Raw genomic sequence first — 16743 nt, 5'->3', positions numbered from 1 at the left:
GTTGCCCCACAGATTCCTCACTGCGTTCGGAATGACGGAAAATTATTTATTTAAAGAAAAGTTGGAGTAAACTGAATACCCAGCGCTTGGGCAATACGAAAGAAACTTGATAGCTGAATATCTACTTCTCCCCTTTCTACGCGAGCTATATAACTTTGTTCTTTACCTATCTTTTCAGCCAACTGTTTCTGGGTAAGTTTTAGTGCCTTACGCCTGTCTCTTAATATCTCACCATAGTACCATGCAACCGCTTTCCCATTAAAGTCTTCACGGGTAGATGTACCATGTTCACCATACTTTTCATCAAGCAACCTATTGGTAGTCTTGAGCCCGGCTAATTTCTTTTCATCAAACTTCATCATTCTGTTAGCTCCTTTAATATTCGTATTGCTTTATCTATCTGCTTACTATAATCTTTGGACGATTTTTTAAGAAAAGCATTAAGCAAAACTATTTTAGTTGATAATATTATATTTCTGTTATCTATGGCAAATAAAACAGTTCGATATTCATTATAACCTACTGATACCCGCATCTCATACAAATCAGTATCTTCCAGATGTTTTACGAATTTTGTAGGTATAGCATATACTGTTTGTATTACTTCAAATGTGTATTCAAACTTACTTTTTACTTTCTCGTCTAAACTTTCAAAAAACTCTTCAAACTCTTCAGTTTTGAATATTGTTCTTATATCAGTAACTTTGCTGCCCATAGATTCCATACTGCAAATATAACGAATTAGTTATATTGGAACAAATTGATTAAGCATAGTTTTTTATCATCCGCTCCAATTGGTATATAATTATCATCCAAATCCATCCTAAAATAATCCATCTGATAGTGTATTGCTTTATTTTCGCCTCCTATCTCGCTCTTTTTAATTTTCTTTGCGCTTAATACAACTCTGATACGAAAAACGACGATTATGAAAAAACTCACAATCTTTATCCTATCGCTTCTCTGTTTACTACCAGTTTACAGTCAGAAGAAAGTAGAATGGAACACCCCGGGCGCCGGCAACCCATTATTACCCGGTTACTTTGCTGATCCAACAGTTCGCAAATTTGGCGATACCTACTACATCTACGCCACTACCGATGGTACAGCCGGCGGACTAGGCCCATCGCAAGTATGGACATCCAAAGACTTTGTAAACTGGACCATCCAACCTATGAACTGGCCAACTACCCGTCAGGTATGGGCACCGGATGTTATGCAGGGAACCGACGGACGGTATTATTTCTACTACAGTCAGGCATGCAAAATATATTGTGCTGTATCCAATAGCCCTACAGGTCCCTGGGAAAACATATTAGGAGCTGATGAAGCTGTACTCATCCCTAACCTCTATATACACAACTCCATCACCCTTGATGCGCAAACATTTATCGACGATGACGGATCAACTTATCTCAACTGGGGCACATGGGGTATATATAAAGGACACGGTTGCAGCTCGGGCAAACTTAATCCGGACATGAAGACGTTTGCCGATACGTTGCTTATTCCCAATACCGATGTTATCGACTTCTTCGAAGCTCCTTTTATGTTTAAACGCAACGGCATATATTACCTGACTTATTCATCCGGCTCTTGCCATGAAGGAACTTACCGTGTACAATACGCTACAAGTACCGAAGGCCCAACCGGACCGTTTACATTTGCCGACAATAACCCGATTCTTGCCAGTAACGAAGATAAAACGGTATGGGGGCCGGGGCATCATAGTATTCTGGAACAGGATGGAGAGTATTACATTGTTTACCACCGTCATAACATACCGCAATCTACACGTGGCTTCCACCGTCAGGTAGCTGTAGACAGAATGACTTTCGATGCTGAAGGGCGTATCAATAAAGTAACACCTACCCACAAGGGCGTGGAATTTCTGGCAGCAAACTCCAATCCGTCTAAAAACATTGTATTGGATAAAAAAGTGACAGTAAAAGCCTCCTCGTATTATAATGATAACTTTAAACCGGAGTATGCAACAGACGATAATAACGCTACCTTGTGGAGAGCCAATTCAAGTACTGAACCGCAATGGCTGGAAATTGATTTAGGAAAAGCACAACCTGTTAAACGTATCTGGACACAGTTTGAACATGCTACAGCATTCTATCAATACCTTTACGAAACTTCATTGGATGGTAAAGAATGGAAAGTATTTTCGGATCAGCGCGAAAACATTCATGCAGGCAGTCCACGTATCGACCGTAATGAAATCAAGGCACGTTACATTCGCCTCACCATAACCGGGTGCGAGAAGAACGGATTTATCCCTGCCGTATGGAATATCAAAGTGTTCTCTGATGGTATCGATCCGTTCGAGAACAACACTCAACCATTCAATAAACAGAAAACCGAAACGGCACCCGCCCGGCAGGGATTATTATTCAGTCTGAATGCTGACAATTATAAAGAGGGCGATGTATTGGGACGTATCACCACTGCCGAAGATCCTGCAAAAGGTTTCAATGCCGAAGGAATGGCCGTAGAAGTGAAAACACACAACGGAAAACGTGCTTTTGTATTCAATGGCCGTCAGGATTTTAAATCAGACTTCGGCTTACCAACCATTAATGTAAATTCGCCTTATACCATCTCGGCATGGGTTTCCTCATCTAATCCTAAGGAGAACGAAATCTTTATCGACCTGAATACCTCATGGGCAGAACTGGGTAAGATAACCGTTGGTTATGGTACATCCGAACGTAGTGGAATTACACTGCATAATGGATGGTACGAAGATATGGGACTGGATAGTATTCCACAAACCAAAGACTGGCAACATATCGTTGTAACATTTGATGGTTACATGGAAAATATATATATGAATGGTCAGTTAGTTAAAGAGAAAGATATATTCCTTTTGGTAGAAGATTGCGATAAAATGACTCTTGGTTGCAAAAGCACCGGAGAGTTTCCATTTAGTGGGTATCTGCATAAACTAGAAGTGTATGATGTGGAAATAGAGAGGCCAACGGCCTCATTGCAATAGCGTAGGGTAAAGCCCTACGTAGATAAAACATTGCATACTATGACCCCAACGGGGTCAACTTTGAATTCGCTGTGTTGACCCCGTTGGGGTCAGTGGGAGATCGCGCTAAGTACGTAGGGCTTTGCCCTACGCTATTGTGCAAAGGCCGTTGGCCTTTCGATAATACATCTCCAAATAATTTTAATAATATCTTAGCAACATAAAAATAAAATCATGAAAAAGCAATTAATCACCCTTGCACTTGCCTCCGCCATTTGCGGAAACATACAGGCGCAGCACAAATGCACAAACCCAAATCACGCCCACGGTTACCCCATAGATCAGGTTCCCTTTACCTCCGTAAAAGTGACCGATAAATTCTGGGGTCAACGGCTTGAGGCAAGTCGGCAAACAACTATTCCATTAGCATTCAGCAAATGTGAAGAAACCGGCCGTTACGAGAACTTTATAAAAGCAGCCAACCCAAGCGAAAGTTACGAGGTTGGCGGATTATCATTCGATGATACCGATGTGTACAAAACCATCGAAGGAGCCAGCTATCTGTTACAAACTTATCCTGATAAGAAACTGGAAAAGTATATCGACAGTGTTCTGGTTATTGTAGCTGCTGCACAGGAGCCGGATGGATATTTGTTCACCTCGCGAACCATGAACCCCAAACATCCGCATGCCTGGGCAGGCTCTAAACGTTGGGAAAAAGTAGAAGACTTAAGCCATGAATTCTATAACCTCGGCCACATGGTTGAAGGGGCTATTGCCCACTACCAGGCAACCGGAAAACGTAACTTCCTTGATATTGCCATTAAATATGCCGACTGTGTAGTACGCGAAATAGGCGACGGCCCCGGACAGACAGCAGTTGTTCCCGGCCATCAGATAGCCGAAATGGCACTTGCCAAGCTCTATCTGGTAACAGGAGAAAAGAAATACCTCGATCAGGCTAAGTTCTTCCTTGATAAACGCGGATATACCACCCGTACAGATGAATACAGTCAGGCACATAAACCCGTTATCGAACAGGATGAAGCTGTTGGTCATGCTGTACGTGCAGCATATATGTACGCAGGTATGGCCGATGTGGCTGCCCTTACAGATGATAAATCATATGTAGAAGCTATCGACCGCATCTGGGATAATATAGTAAGCAAAAAGCTATATATCACCGGAGGTATCGGGGCAACCAATCACGGCGAAGCGTTTGGAAAGAACTACCAATTGCCAAACATGTCGGCATATTGTGAAACCTGTGCAGCAATCGGTAATGTATATGTTAATCATCGTTTATTCCTATTGCACGGACAATCTAAATATTACGATGTACTGGAACGTACCTTGTACAATGGGCTAATCTCCGGCGTATCGCTGGATGGTGGAGGTTTCTTCTATCCCAATCCACTTGAGTCTATGGGGCAACACCAACGTCAACCATGGTTTGGTTGCGCATGCTGTCCATCAAACATTGCCCGCTTTATACCTTCATTGCCGGGTTATGTGTATGCAGTAAAAAACAACGATGTATATGTAAACCTCTTCATGTCTAACACAGCCGATTTGAAGGTAAACGGAAAGAATGTATCCCTAAAGCAAACCACAAGCTATCCCTTGAATGGTGATGTACAGATTGAAGTAACACGTGCAGCTTCCCAACCGATGAATCTGCGTGTACGTGTTCCGGGATGGGTACAGAATGAAGTCGTGCCTAGTGATCTGTATTCTTATACCGATGGTAAACGTTTATCGTACACAGTAAAAGTAAACGGTAGTGAAGCATTGGGTGAGGTTAAAGACGGATACTTTACCATCAACCGCAAATGGAAAAAAGGTGATAAGGTAGAGGTTCATTTCGATATGGAACCCCGCACTGTAAAGGCTCACCCCAAAGTAGAGGCTGATATGGGTCGTATTTCTGTTGAAAGAGGTCCGGTGGTTTACTGTGCCGAATGGCCCGACAATAATTTCGATGTACTTAGTGTTTTCATGAACCGCGAACCAAAGTTCGAAGTAGTAAATAAACCGGAGCTGCTATATGGTCTTAACCAACTTAAAACAGAAGCGCAAACACTGGGATACGATGATAAAGGCCGTTTAACAACCACAGATGTTACCCTTACAATGATTCCATATTATGCCTGGGCGCATCGTGGATCGGGTAATATGGCTGTATGGTTGCCCATTGAGGTTAGAGCATCACGTCCGGCAACACCTCCTACCCTTGCTTCGAGCAGTACAATTGAAGCTTCGCACAAAGCCGGTTCACTGAATTCCATCTGCGACGGACTTATACCGAAAGACGAGCGCGATACGTCTGTCCCTTATTATCATTGGTGGCCTAAACAAGGTACTACCGAATGGATTTCTTACGAATTCCCAGAAGCAACATCCGTTTCACGTTCTGTTGTTTACTGGTACGATGATGGCCCTTGGGGCGGATGTCGTGTACCTAAAGCATGGAAGATTTACTACAAGGATAATAGCGGAGAATGGAAACCGGTTCCTAACGACAGTGGCTACGGTGTTAAGAAAGGCTTTGCTAATGAAGTTTTCTTTGATACGGTGAAAACCAAAGCTGTTAAGCTGGAAGTACAACTGCCGGATGATAATGCGGCTGGGGTATTTGAGTGGGAAATAAAATAAATTATTATATTAGCCGCGGATTACGCGGATTGCACGGATTTTAATACACGGATTTATTTATTAATATTTTATCCGTGTATTAAAATCCGTGCAATCCGCGTAATCCGCGGCTAAAAAATAAGAAACATGAGAAAATATTTTATCCTTTTAATCCTGTTGCTGGCCCCCTCCCTGTTCGCCCAGGACATGAAAAGCCTGTATCAACGCGCCGATTCTTTCGGCGAACGCTACACAAACAAATTCTATTATGGTGTTTCCGATATCGCCCCAACAGACGAGCCGGCAACATTCTGGTATGTAACCCGTACTCCCCGCGGACAGGAATTCTTAGTTATTAATCCGGAGTTGCAATCCGTAACTGCTGCTTTTGATCATGAGCAATTAGCCGCTGCTCTCACCAAAGAAACCGACAAAGATACCGAAGCATATAAATTACCATTCCGGAAAATAAGCTTTCAGAAAGCTGATAATAAAATGTATTTCAGTATCGGGAAAGATAACTATACCTGCAATCTAACAGATTATACGCTAACCAAGCAAACCGAACCGGAATCACCTCCCTATTACTGGGGCACTGTTTACAAAGAGGATGCAAAACAAAAAGTAACATCACCTGATAACAAAAAAGAAGCATTCATTCGCGAAGGCAATCTGTGGGTAACCGATCTGGAAACAGGAAAGAGTACGAAAATCAGTAACAAAGGTTCTGTTTATGAATATTATTCATCGAACATCTATTGGTCGCCCAACTCAAAAATGATTGCCTGTTGCCGTTACAGCCCGGTGCCTACAAGGAAGCTCCTGATGATCTCTTCATCACCCAAAGACCAGCTTCAACCCACCACCGAAGAATATGATTATGTAAAACCGGGTGATCCGCTTCCCATTCGCCGTCCCGTGTTATTCCTGTTAGACGAAAACAAGTCCATTGAATGTGAAGTTCCCGAAGTGGATAAACAATATAACTTATCCAACATTCGTTGGGATGAACAGAACCGCTTCTTTACTTTCGACTTTAATAAACGGGGACATCAACAATACATTGTTTATGCAGTAGATGCACCAAGTGGGAAGCTCCGCACAATGATTCATGAAGAAAGTCCGACATTCATTTATTATAGCAGATTGGAAAAACGTTGGCTACCCCAATCCGACGAGGTTCTCTGGATTTCGGAAAGGGACGGCTGGCGCCATATCTATTTATACGACGTATTAACAGGGAACGTAAAGAAGCAACTAACCAAAGGCGAATGGGTTGCGAAATCAATTGTTCGTGTTGACGAAAAGAACAATACAGTTCTATTTAAAGCCTGTGGTATGGATAAAGGAGAAGATCCTTATCTGGAAAAGCTATATTCACTGAATATTAAAAACGGAAAGATCACTCCCCTCACCCCGGAGAATGCCAACCATAGTATAACCTTCTCGAAAGATTATCAGTATATGGCCGATTATTACTCACGCGTTGATATGGCTCCGGTCTTTGTAATCCGATCAGTTAAAACAGGAAAAGTCGTTTATAAGCCCGAACAACAACCGGATGTTTCTAAAACCGTAGAAGCAGGCTGGCGTATGCCTGAGGTTTTCTCTGCCAAAGGCCGTGACGGACAAACAGATATCTGGGGAATAATCATGCGCCCGCCTAATTATGACCCGGCAAAGAAATATCCTGTGGTAGAATATATTTATGCTGGGCCGCACGATTCTCATGTACCTAAATCATTCTCCATCTGGCATTGGTCTATCGAGTTAACCGAGCTTGGCTTTATCACCGTTATTATTGATGGAATGGGCACAGCCAACCGCTCAAAAGCATTCCACGATGTTTGCTGGAAGAACCTTAAAGATGCCGGCTTCCCCGACCGCATAATATGGTTAAAAGCTGCTGCAAACCGTTATCCCGAAATGGATATTGAACGAATGGGTATTTATGGCTGTTCGGCTGGTGGCCAAAGTTCTACAGGCGCCCTTCTGTTCCATCCCGAATTCTATAAAGTAGGAGTATCCGCCTGCGGATGTCAGGACAACCGCATGGATAAGATATGGTGGAATGAGCAATGGATGGGATATCCTGTAGGTAAGGAATACGAAGAATGCTCTAATGTAGTAAACGCTCATAAATTGCAAGGCAAACTCATGCTTATTCTGGGCGAACTTGATAATAATGTTGATCCTTCAAGCACATTACAGGTAGTGGACGAACTGATTAAACACAATAAAGAATTCGAGTTTGTTATGCTACCGGGTGAAAGACATACCATGGGCGGAAAATACGGGGAACGCAAGCGACGTGATTTTCTGATTAAACACTTGATGGGAATGGATGCACCGGAGTGGAATAAGTAAAACGCACTGTTAAAAAACTGAAGTGTGTACGATGTTTAGAATAATAATTTGTATTATTCTAAACATTTCTTACATTTGTGATTTCTTGCGCCTATGAAACCCCGGTTATACAGCTTCTTATATAAAATTTTGTTGTTGCTTTCTAATAAATACAACTACAGATTTATCCGTCAGTTAAAACTAATGATTGGAAGTTCATTGCTTCTGCTTGTTCCACCACTGCATGCACAGGAAAAGAAAGAAGTAGGGGTTGAAAAAAATCCTTTGTGTAATGGTGAACAGGTATATACAGAACCAGATACATTAATATACGGGAATGATACTACTGTACACTATGTTGTAGAAAAAATGCCGGAATTTCCTGGTGGTACTGTTGGATTATTCAAACACATCTTTTCCAATCTCAAATATCCTACAGATATGCAGGAAGGATGTTGGCAAGGTAGAGTGATTATACAATTCATTATTGAAAAAGATGGCAGTATTTCCGAAGCAACTGTTATACGGTCATTACACGAATCGTTTGATAGAGAAGCTTTAAGAGTAATCAATATAATGCCCAAATGGATACCGGGTTCACAAGAAGGAGAATTAAAAAGAGTAAAATATGTTATTCCTATAAGTTTCAGGTGTTGAAATGCGGAGTTAAGACAACAAAAAATTTTTTTTGAATCGGTGGCTTTCTGCTGATTTCTCTGTAGTTCTCTTCAGAAAGTTCTGTAGTTCTCTGTGGAAAAGTCTGTAGCTTTCCATGGAAAAGTCTGTAGTTTTACAAAGAAAACTCTGTAGTTTTACAAAAACAAAATACGGGAATGAGACCCGATCATTTATGAATTGGGAGGTATACCGTTTACATAGAAACTGTCCCTAATAATTACACAGTATTAGAGACAGTACTACAAAAGAGTTTATAATTCAAAACAAAAAGAACTGCGGACGGACATATAACTGAATATCTTTTACTTTACCTGATAAAAATGCTCCTTCACGCACTTTCACCCGGAAAGTTGAAACTTTATATATTTCCTGCATATCCCCATCATACATATTTTCTCCAACTCCCAGCTTCTGGCCACTCATTTACCTCTTTCAAGGTACATTCCGAAATTCGGGATGCTTCGGGAATCTCTCTTTTGAGGATAAAGTTTGTTCCGGGGGTTATTTACTCACCGAAAGGTGTTTCATCATCTCCTGCCCACTCCTTATCCACCGTAATGCTGAACTGCTGGCTGGCTACCAGCGACAGCCCGCCGCGCAGATGGGTGACGTAGTTGGCACGGATGGGGACATTGGTTGCAGAGATTGTGTTTTGTACTTCGCTCCCACTACCATCATATACATCCAGATCGAATTGCAGTGTTGCCGCTTCATCGGTAGATGCCAGTTGATAGACGGTAAAGACGGGGGCAGTGCTTGTTCCGGACTTGTCGGCTTCGGTGAATGTTTTCTCCCACGATATGGATACCTGAGTACCTGCCGTGCCGTTCGATACATCGAATGAGGTGTTTACCTCACTGCTTGATATGCTTCCTGATATTGCTTCTTCTTCCAGTTCATCCGAATTATAGACGCAGAGTTTAGACACGGCGCGTTTCAGGGTGACGGTGTGCGTAGCTTGGGCGGCATCAATGTTGAGCGTGCCGTAGTAGGCGTTTCCGGTGGCTACGAGATAGTCTCCGCTCTCCTCATCGGTATTGAGTGTTACCGCTTTCAGGTTATCAGCATCATAAATCCCGTTGTTCTCGTCTGCCCAGAAGAGGCAAGTATATTCTTTGGTGCGGTCGAGGGTGAGGTGAATACGCCGGTGTTATTCGTTTCCTTAGTAGGTGTATCATTGTCGCTCTCGTATATCTCCATCACATAGCGGTCTACACTGATGGTTTCGCCTGCGCGTGTTCCCGGTGAGCCCGAACGCAGTTGCATTCCGGTTTCGGGGGCGAGGCTGATGGTTACTGTTTGCAGGTCGTTGCTATCGGGCAGCAAGTCTTCCGTTTGACTGCACGAGGATACTGCCATCGCTGCGAGGACAATTATCGGGAAGTATATGTACTTTTTCATTGTTGTCATACTTCCTGCGGTTTAGTAGTTGGGGTTATAATCGGGGTCATTACCTTCGTCTTCAATCCATTCTATGCCTTCTTGGTCGATAGTGAATGTAGTGGAGTAAAGATTGCTGAATGTTCCTTTGATGCGAGTGGCGTAGTTGATTTGCAAGGGCACGTTTCCGATGGCTTTGGCGTCTTCGTTGTTCAAAGTGAATGAAAAGTTCGTCAATTCTTTTTCTGCCGGAGCCAGAATGTAGTCGGTAACGATTACTCCTGCTTCAGCCCCGATGTCGTTATAAGTACGGGTAATTGTTCCGCTGGCGGTTGCCGGACCACTGGTAGAGGCATCGAAGCTGCCGTAGTTGGGATAAACGGCTTCCAGACTATTTGTCGATTCAACTAATCCGGCAATGTTCTCAAGGATTACCTTTGCTACGGCATGTGTCAGCGTCGCGGTCACAGGAGTACTGCTGCTGGGGGTTATTGCCGTTTCCGATTTGCCGAAATAAGCCGGTTCGGCTTTCTGTGCATCATCGGTCGGGGCTACTGCTTTCAAGCTGGCAGTGTTGTAGCAGTCGTTGCTTTCATCACCGTCGGGCGTACCGTAGTCTGCCCAGAAGAGGAACATGTACTGGCTTTCTTTGTTCAGGAGCAGGCTGAAACTGGCGTCGCTTTTCTCGTATCGCGTAGGTATGCCGGCGAAATCAGAGCCTTCATACACTTCTATCACATAGCGCGAGATGGTCGATGTCTCCTCATCCCCAGCACGTGTGGAGCGCAATTGCGGTGTGGCATCGGGGGTTTGGAGATTGAATACTACTTCAACGGTTTCGTTGCCGTTATCGGTCGGTTGCAGCAAGTCGTCTGTCTGGCTGCATGATGTCGCCAGCATTGCTGTTGCGGCGAGGATGGAAAGGAAAATGTTCTTTTTCATTTTTACTGTTGTTTTTTATGTTGTTTAATAGTTGTTGATATGTTTCGTATAGTTGAGGGGATTCGTCCGGTCGCCGCCGGTGTAATTATAACATACATTATCTATTGTGCAATACGGACTGTTAAAAAAGTAGTAGTAGTAAGTTTCTGCGATCTCTCTATTAGTGATATTGGGCAGGAATACCTTAAAATTGTGTACGGACCAAAGAATGTTAGCGTAGCTGAATACCAAAAATCCTTCTTCAAGAGTAGGAAAGTTGCTTGATTCAGTTTTTACAGGCAAAGAACCTTCAAATAGGATGCTTTTCAACCGAGAGAGGCAAAATGCTTCCCCCCAATATATCCCACACTTGCGGGTATCGTAATTTCAGTTATACCCGTTGCATAAAATGCACCTCGCTCAATTATATTCAGACCCTCGGGAAGTGTAATGCTCTTCAATGAAGTACAATAATAGAACAATTTAGCTGTATGTTCGGGCTTTCGGAGCGCAGTTCGACGATGAGTGCACCGTTGTCGGTGGGGATGAGGAACTCGTCGTCGTGGTCGTGGCTGCATGAAGTGGCGAAGAGAGTTGCTGCCAACATACATCCTATTATATATAGGTATCTTTTCATCGCTTATCCTCCTTTCCGGCTTCTACCCTGCGGGCTTTGCCTGCATCGGGTTCGTTATAGTCTATGCCCTCGCCGAGGGTTCGTATGCGGTCTGCACTGATACCGTTCTTTACCAGCCATGCTTTCACGGCTACGGCACGTTGGATGGATATGCGTTTGTTCACCGCTACGCTTCCCCGATTGTCGCACCAGCCTGTAAGGGTGATACCGAGGTCGGGGTTCTCACGAAGAAGGGTGAGTATTTCCTGCATCTTTGCTGTTTCACCGGGGGCAATGCTGATAGAATTAAAAACAAAGTAGATGGCGGGGAACTCTATCGTTACCGCTTCGGCTTCCGTAACGTTTTCCGTTTCTTTGGGTTGTTGGGGTTGAGCAGGCTCAACGGTTACGATAGGCTCGACAGTTACAAGTTCTTCTTCCGGCTCGGCAGGCAGACCGGGCGTGTGCGGTTGCTGTGCGAGAGGCTCGACAGAGTGTATCGTCGATGCGGTTGTTTTCTTTCCACACTTCCCGAACGTCCAACCCAGCTTTAAGCCGCTTTCCCAGATGAAATTCTCCTTGCGTACGTGCTTCGGCATCCCGTCCATTCCATTACCCGATAGCCAGGTAATGCCGCTGTAAACTTCGAGCAAGAGGTTCTCGCTAATCCGATAGCCTGCCGAGAGATTACCACCCGCGCCGAAGTGCCAGTTGTTATCGCCACGCATCACCCGGTTATCTCCCTCAATGGTCTTGACGCTTGCTTTTGTGCCGACGGCGGCAAGCAGGGGCGATACCTCCAGCGTCCACCGCCGTTCGGGGTTGGGGCTGAAGAGTTGCAGCACATCCACATTCAGTTGCAAGCCGTAGCGCTGTGTGCTTACCTTATTATATAGGTCGCCGTAGTCCCAGCCCTCCATGCCGAGAGCGGGAGCCAGATAGCGGTTGCCATCGGATCCGAGCCAGTAGGCGGCACAACATTCACTCGCGCTCATACCTACGCTTCCCCATGCCGCCTGCGCTTCCAACGAAAGGACAGGACTGAAGCGGTAGCCGCCGAACAGCCCTGCCGAGTACCCCAAACGGGTTTTGTCCTCGCCAAAGGAGTTGAAAGTAGCGAAGCCGAAGGGTATGCCGCCCTGAATGCCGACATACCACCGCCCTGAAAGCGGTTTGTCATCGGGTGGCAGGCTTTCTTGCGCTTGCGCAAGTATAGGCAATAGCAATAAAAGACATATGGATATATATCCGGTCAGTTTCTTTCTCATATATAAGTTATCTGATGAAGCAGGGGTGGGAACAAAACACAAAAAGCCCGCCAAAAAGGAGATTATCCTTTCTGCGAACTTTCTGATATTTAAGTATATTACGCGCGTTAAACGTCAGGTGAGAATGTGTGTGTAACAGAATCTTCGATTCTGCCAAACATTACAGCCACTATTTTACACATTTCACGTAACATTCTTCTATAACTTTATTTTTTAGACTGCAAAATTAGGCAATCTCAACGAAACAACACTCCAAATCCTCAAAACTTTCGTATGAAGTGGTCATTTTCTGTACGTTTTAGTCGTTTTCGGCATATATGCGGAACATTTCATTGTCTTCATCAGATTGGAGAGTTGCGTGCGAATGGTACCAAAAGGTAAAATGACTCTTTTACAAAATGGACAAAAGATTAAATACCATGTTGAGGGTGAGAAAGTAAGTGGTTTTACCCCAAGGGAATCAAACAGGAGTCGTTGGCTATTGCTTTTATTCCTGCCAAATGATAAATGTAAACCAGAATTAAATTTACGTTTAATGATTATCTTGTAACGTTTACTCCAGATGGGTTGTGATTTATTTTTCTCTTCAGGAACATTCTTACACCGTTTTATTGCACCTAGGCGGCCTTAATGCATACGCACCACCCTTGTTACAGAGCTTGTAAGGGCGGCTGTGTTAATTCGTTACATTTTATGCCGCGCTATAAGCCTTGTGAGCAGGGTTCACTTTTTATTGGTTTTACCCATCTATAAAGAAGAGAGAAAAACAAGAAAAGAAAATGGTAAAACATGATAAATCCCCAGTTTGGTAACCGTTTCAGCCAGAACGGTTACCATTATCCCTAAAAACGGTTACCATTACACTGGATGATGGTAACCGTTTTACTTGTTAATGGTAACCATTTCGGGTAGTGGTGGTAACCGTTTAGTTAAGCTGACGATGCAAATTTTACTCAAAAATAAGACTGTGGTATGTTTTTGTTCATAGCTTATTGAATGTAATAAGAACATTGTGTTAACCTTTTTAACCTAATCAACTTTTGTGGAATTTTTATAATTGAGTTTTGAGTTTGAGTTGTCATCGTAACTCAGAACTCAATACTCAGAACCCATTAATCCAAAGATAGAAAAAACGAATCCAGTGCGTTGGCGGGGTACGTGTTGCACGAAGATAACAGATTGATTCACATAAAATCCGTTTGCCAGAAAGTTAGTACACTATACAACACTGTAGTTAACAAAACTCTGTACATAATATTTCTAGGTTATTCTGATAATAAAGACATAGATATATTACTAAATACGTAGTTAAGACTACAAAAAAAACGGTGATATATGCAAATGCATATTCACATCTGATAACATCCCGACAATTTATGTATTGGGAGTATACTGTTTAAGTAAATCCTCAATTTCCCCAATCTTCCGATGGCGGTCAACAGAAAAGGTTTCACTAATCAGATCAACATACTTGAATAGGCCCAGTGCTTTTATCAACAGCTCGTTATCTTCATTTTCTACTAACGCATCCTGATAAATCAGTTCGGCTACTATTTCTGTTTTAAATACTTTTTCGTCATCATTAAATGAGTTTACTATCTCTTCAACAGACATTTTATTAAAATCAAGGCGGGATTGTTTGAGATAGGTTTTATAAAGTTCATCCAGTTCACGACGCAATACTTCCTGATCTTTTCCTCCTTTATTCCGGAGAAACTTAGCAAGTGCCTCGAAGAATAACTGTATCATTCTCATTATAAAATCTCTTTGTAACATACGAATGGTTTTATTATATTATGTAATCACAAATTATCTGTACCTTTGTAATCTGGCGCTAAAATACTAAATATGTTATGACCAAGAAAGAACGATATAAAAAAGTTATTGAATGGTTTCAGGAAAACATGCCCGTAGCCGAAACTGAATTACACTATAGCAACCCTTATCAGTTACTTATAGCTGTAATACTTTCAGCCCAATGTACGGATAAGAGGATTAACATGATTACCCCGAAAATATACGAAGATTTCCCTATACCCGAAAGCATGGCTGCCACAACACCTGAGGTTATCTACGAATATATAAAAAGCGTTTCCTACCCAAACAACAAAGCAAAACACTTGGTAGGGATGGCCAAAATGCTTGTAAACGACTTCAACAGCGAAGTACCCGATACACTTGAAGAACTTATTAAGCTACCCGGTGTAGGCCGTAAAACAGCAAATGTAATACAATCTGTAGTGTTTAATAAAGCGGCAATGGCGGTAGATACACATGTATTCCGTGTATCAAATCGAATTGGTTTAACAACCAATTCCAAAACACCGCTGGCTACCGAAAAAGAACTGGTGAAATACATTCCTAAAGAACTGGTTCCCAAAGCACATCATTGGCTGATTCTTCACGGACGCTATGTTTGCCAAGCCAGAAAACCTCATTGTGACAACTGTGGGTTGCAATTAGTATGTAAATATTATGGGAAGGAGGTAAAGTGAGGTCACTTTACCTCCTTTTTTCTTCCAATAATAGAAAAAAACAGTAACTTTGCAGTCCATTAAAAGAGATTAATTACATTTTTAATAAACAATAGTGTATTATGCAAACAATTGACAATTACAATTTTGCCGGTAAAAAGGCATTCGTCAGAGTTGACTTTAATGTACCTTTGGACGAGAATTTCAACATTACCGATGATACCCGCATGCGCGCGGCTCTTCCTACCTTGAAAAAAATTATTGGTGATGGCGGTAGTGTAATCATTGGCTCACACTTAGGACGTCCGAAAGGCCCAACCGATAAATTCTCTTTGAAGCATATTCTTCCTCATTTACAGGAGCTGTTGGGTGTTGATGTACAGTTTGCCAACGACTGTGTAGGCGAAGAAGCTGCCGTTAAAGCTGCTGCCCTGCAATCAGGTGAAGTTTTATTGCTCGAAAACCTTCGTTTCTATGCTGAAGAAGAAGGCAAACCAAGAGGTTTAGCCGAAGATGCTACCGACGAAGAAAAAGCTGCTGCCAAGAAAGCTGTAAAAGAAAGTCAGAAAGAATTTACTAAGAAACTTGCATCGTATGCTGATTGCTATGTAAATGATGCTTTCGGTACTGCTCACCGCGCACATGCTTCGACAGCACTTATTGCTGCTTACTTCGATGTAAATAACAAAATGTTTGGTTATTTAATGGAGAAAGAAGTGAAAGCTGTAGATAAAGTAATGAACGATATTCAACGTCCGTTCACAGCTATTATGGGTGGTTCTAAAGTTTCATCGAAAATAGAAATCATTGAAAACCTTCTTGGTAAAGTTGATAACCTTATCATTGCAGGTGGTATGACTTATACTTTCACTAAAGCATTGGGTGGTAACATTGGTCTTTCAATCTGCGAAGCCGACAAGCTTGACCTGGCTCTTGACCTGTTGAAAAAGGCTAAAGAAAATGGTGTAAACCTTGTTTTGGCTGATGATGCTAAGATTGCCGATAGCTTCTCTAACGATGCTAATACACAATTTGTTCCTGTAGGCGAAATTCCTGATGGTTGGGAAGGTCTTGATATCGGTCCTAAAACAGAAGAGAAGTTTGCTAAAGTTATCCGCGAATCAAAAACTATCCTTTGGAACGGTCCAACAGGAGTATTCGAATTCGATAACTTTGCACACGGTTCATTGTCTGTAGCCGAAGCTATAGTTGAAGCTACCAAGAACGGTGCTTTCTCACTTGTTGGTGGTGGCGACTCTGTTGCTTGTATCAACAAATTCGGTATGGCCGATCAGGTTTCTTATGTATCTACTGGTGGTGGTGCATTACTCGAAGCTATCGAAGGTAAGAAACTTCCGGGTATTGCTGCTATCGAAGAATAATCGATAAACAATAATATTGAACACAGAGACACGGAGGCACAGAGGTTTAAATACTCAATGT

General features: G+C 42.7%; 16 protein-coding genes. 7 read left to right on the top strand and 9 right to left on the bottom strand.

Annotation, left to right across the window (positions count from 1 at the left end; genetic code table 11):
• Positions 1 to 50 precede the first annotated feature (50 nt).
• Positions 51 to 362, bottom strand: a complete 312-nt coding sequence (locus D0T85_RS10155; RefSeq protein ID WP_163212898.1) for a helix-turn-helix domain-containing protein — start codon at positions 360 to 362, stop codon at positions 51 to 53.
• The gene (locus tag D0T85_RS10150; RefSeq protein ID WP_163212896.1) at positions 359 to 724 is read right to left on the bottom strand and encodes a type II toxin-antitoxin system RelE/ParE family toxin; all 366 of its coding nucleotides are present in this window, start codon (positions 722 to 724) and stop codon (positions 359 to 361) included. The genes D0T85_RS10155 and D0T85_RS10150 overlap by 4 nt, the downstream gene beginning before the upstream one ends.
• A gap of 204 nt (positions 725 to 928) precedes the next feature.
• Between D0T85_RS10150 and D0T85_RS10145 the strand changes: the two genes are divergently transcribed.
• From D0T85_RS10145 to D0T85_RS10130, 4 genes are all read left to right on the top strand, one after another.
• A complete protein-coding gene (locus tag D0T85_RS10145) occupies positions 929 to 3004 on the top strand; it encodes a family 43 glycosylhydrolase (protein ID WP_163212894.1) in 2076 nt (691 codons plus the stop codon).
• Positions 3005 to 3217: 213 nt separating this feature from the next.
• A complete protein-coding gene (locus D0T85_RS10140; protein WP_163212892.1) occupies positions 3218 to 5638 on the top strand; it encodes a beta-L-arabinofuranosidase domain-containing protein in 2421 nt (806 codons plus the stop codon).
• Positions 5639 to 5764: 126 nt separating this feature from the next.
• A complete protein-coding gene (locus D0T85_RS10135) occupies positions 5765 to 7984 on the top strand; it encodes a S9 family peptidase (RefSeq protein WP_163212890.1) in 2220 nt (739 codons plus the stop codon).
• A 183-nt stretch (positions 7985 to 8167) separates the two neighbouring features.
• Entirely contained in the window at positions 8168 to 8620 is a 453-nt protein-coding gene (locus D0T85_RS10130; protein ID WP_163212888.1) for an energy transducer TonB, read from the top strand.
• A 279-nt stretch (positions 8621 to 8899) separates the two neighbouring features.
• Here D0T85_RS10130 and D0T85_RS10125 read toward each other — a convergent pair whose 3' ends face one another.
• From D0T85_RS10125 to D0T85_RS10110, 4 genes are all read right to left on the bottom strand, one after another.
• Entirely contained in the window at positions 8900 to 9064 is a 165-nt protein-coding gene (locus tag D0T85_RS10125) for a hypothetical protein (protein ID WP_163212831.1), read from the bottom strand.
• Positions 9065 to 9146: 82 nt separating this feature from the next.
• Entirely contained in the window at positions 9147 to 9569 is a 423-nt protein-coding gene (locus tag D0T85_RS10120) for a hypothetical protein (protein ID WP_163212886.1), read from the bottom strand.
• 125 nt (positions 9570 to 9694) lie between these two features.
• Entirely contained in the window at positions 9695 to 10042 is a 348-nt protein-coding gene (locus D0T85_RS10115) for a fimbrillin family protein (protein ID WP_163212884.1), read from the bottom strand.
• Between the two features lie 21 nt (positions 10043 to 10063).
• Positions 10064 to 10759 carry a hypothetical protein gene (locus tag D0T85_RS10110; protein ID WP_163212882.1) on the bottom strand — a complete coding sequence of 232 codons (696 nt, stop codon included), beginning with the start codon at positions 10757 to 10759 and terminating at the stop codon, positions 10064 to 10066.
• 243 nt (positions 10760 to 11002) lie between these two features.
• Here D0T85_RS10110 and D0T85_RS22520 point away from each other — a divergent pair, with 243 nt between their 5' ends.
• Entirely contained in the window at positions 11003 to 11227 is a 225-nt protein-coding gene (locus tag D0T85_RS22520; protein WP_203558454.1) for a hypothetical protein, read from the top strand.
• 41 nt (positions 11228 to 11268) lie between these two features.
• Here the strand turns inward: D0T85_RS22520 and D0T85_RS23200 are convergent, their stop codons facing one another.
• From D0T85_RS23200 to D0T85_RS10095, 3 genes are all read right to left on the bottom strand, one after another.
• The gene (locus tag D0T85_RS23200; RefSeq protein WP_370459948.1) at positions 11269 to 11520 is read right to left on the bottom strand and encodes a leucine-rich repeat protein; all 252 of its coding nucleotides are present in this window, start codon (positions 11518 to 11520) and stop codon (positions 11269 to 11271) included.
• Positions 11521 to 11575: 55 nt separating this feature from the next.
• Entirely contained in the window at positions 11576 to 12286 is a 711-nt protein-coding gene (locus tag D0T85_RS10100; protein WP_163212878.1) for an OmpA family protein, read from the bottom strand.
• 1914 nt (positions 12287 to 14200) lie between these two features.
• Positions 14201 to 14602 carry a hypothetical protein gene (locus D0T85_RS10095; RefSeq protein ID WP_163212876.1) on the bottom strand — a complete coding sequence of 134 codons (402 nt, stop codon included), beginning with the start codon at positions 14600 to 14602 and terminating at the stop codon, positions 14201 to 14203.
• Between the two features lie 77 nt (positions 14603 to 14679).
• Between D0T85_RS10095 and nth the strand changes: the two genes are divergently transcribed.
• Complete coding sequence (gene nth, locus D0T85_RS10090) at positions 14680 to 15321, top strand: endonuclease III (protein ID WP_163212874.1); 642 nt, start codon at positions 14680 to 14682, stop codon at positions 15319 to 15321.
• Positions 15322 to 15422: 101 nt separating this feature from the next.
• The gene (gene pgk, locus D0T85_RS10085) at positions 15423 to 16682 is read left to right on the top strand and encodes a phosphoglycerate kinase (RefSeq protein ID WP_163212872.1); all 1260 of its coding nucleotides are present in this window, start codon (positions 15423 to 15425) and stop codon (positions 16680 to 16682) included.
• Positions 16683 to 16743: the final 61 nt, after the last annotated feature.

Source organism: Bacteroides sp. 519, from assembly GCF_010500955.1.
In the GTDB taxonomy this organism is placed as follows: domain Bacteria; phylum Bacteroidota; class Bacteroidia; order Bacteroidales; family Bacteroidaceae; genus Bacteroides.
This window is presented reverse-complemented; position numbering and strand designations above follow the sequence as displayed.

Coding starts and splice junctions, on each gene's coding strand:
- pgk (WP_163212872.1), top strand. CDS start 15,423: ATGCAAACAATTGACAATTACAATTTTGCCGGTAAAAAGGCATTCGTC.
- D0T85_RS10140 (WP_163212892.1), top strand. CDS start 3,218: ATGAAAAAGCAATTAATCACCCTTGCACTTGCCTCCGCCATTTGCGGA.
- D0T85_RS10130 (WP_163212888.1), top strand. CDS start 8,168: ATGATTGGAAGTTCATTGCTTCTGCTTGTTCCACCACTGCATGCACAG.
- D0T85_RS10150 (WP_163212896.1), bottom strand. CDS start 724: ATGGAATCTATGGGCAGCAAAGTTACTGATATAAGAACAATATTCAAA.
- D0T85_RS23200 (WP_370459948.1), bottom strand. CDS start 11,520: ATGCAGCCACGACCACGACGACGAGTTCCTCATCCCCACCGACAACGG.
- D0T85_RS10115 (WP_163212884.1), bottom strand. CDS start 10,042: ATGAAAAAGTACATATACTTCCCGATAATTGTCCTCGCAGCGATGGCA.
- D0T85_RS10100 (WP_163212878.1), bottom strand. CDS start 12,286: ATGCGTGGCGATAACAACTGGCACTTCGGCGCGGGTGGTAATCTCTCG.
- D0T85_RS10135 (WP_163212890.1), top strand. CDS start 5,765: ATGAGAAAATATTTTATCCTTTTAATCCTGTTGCTGGCCCCCTCCCTG.
- nth (WP_163212874.1), top strand. CDS start 14,680: ATGACCAAGAAAGAACGATATAAAAAAGTTATTGAATGGTTTCAGGAA.
- D0T85_RS10145 (WP_163212894.1), top strand. CDS start 929: ATGAAAAAACTCACAATCTTTATCCTATCGCTTCTCTGTTTACTACCA.
- D0T85_RS10155 (WP_163212898.1), bottom strand. CDS start 362: ATGATGAAGTTTGATGAAAAGAAATTAGCCGGGCTCAAGACTACCAAT.
- D0T85_RS22520 (WP_203558454.1), top strand. CDS start 11,003: ATGTTTCGTATAGTTGAGGGGATTCGTCCGGTCGCCGCCGGTGTAATT.
- D0T85_RS10125 (WP_163212831.1), bottom strand. CDS start 9,064: ATGAGTGGCCAGAAGCTGGGAGTTGGAGAAAATATGTATGATGGGGAT.
- D0T85_RS10095 (WP_163212876.1), bottom strand. CDS start 14,602: ATGTTACAAAGAGATTTTATAATGAGAATGATACAGTTATTCTTCGAG.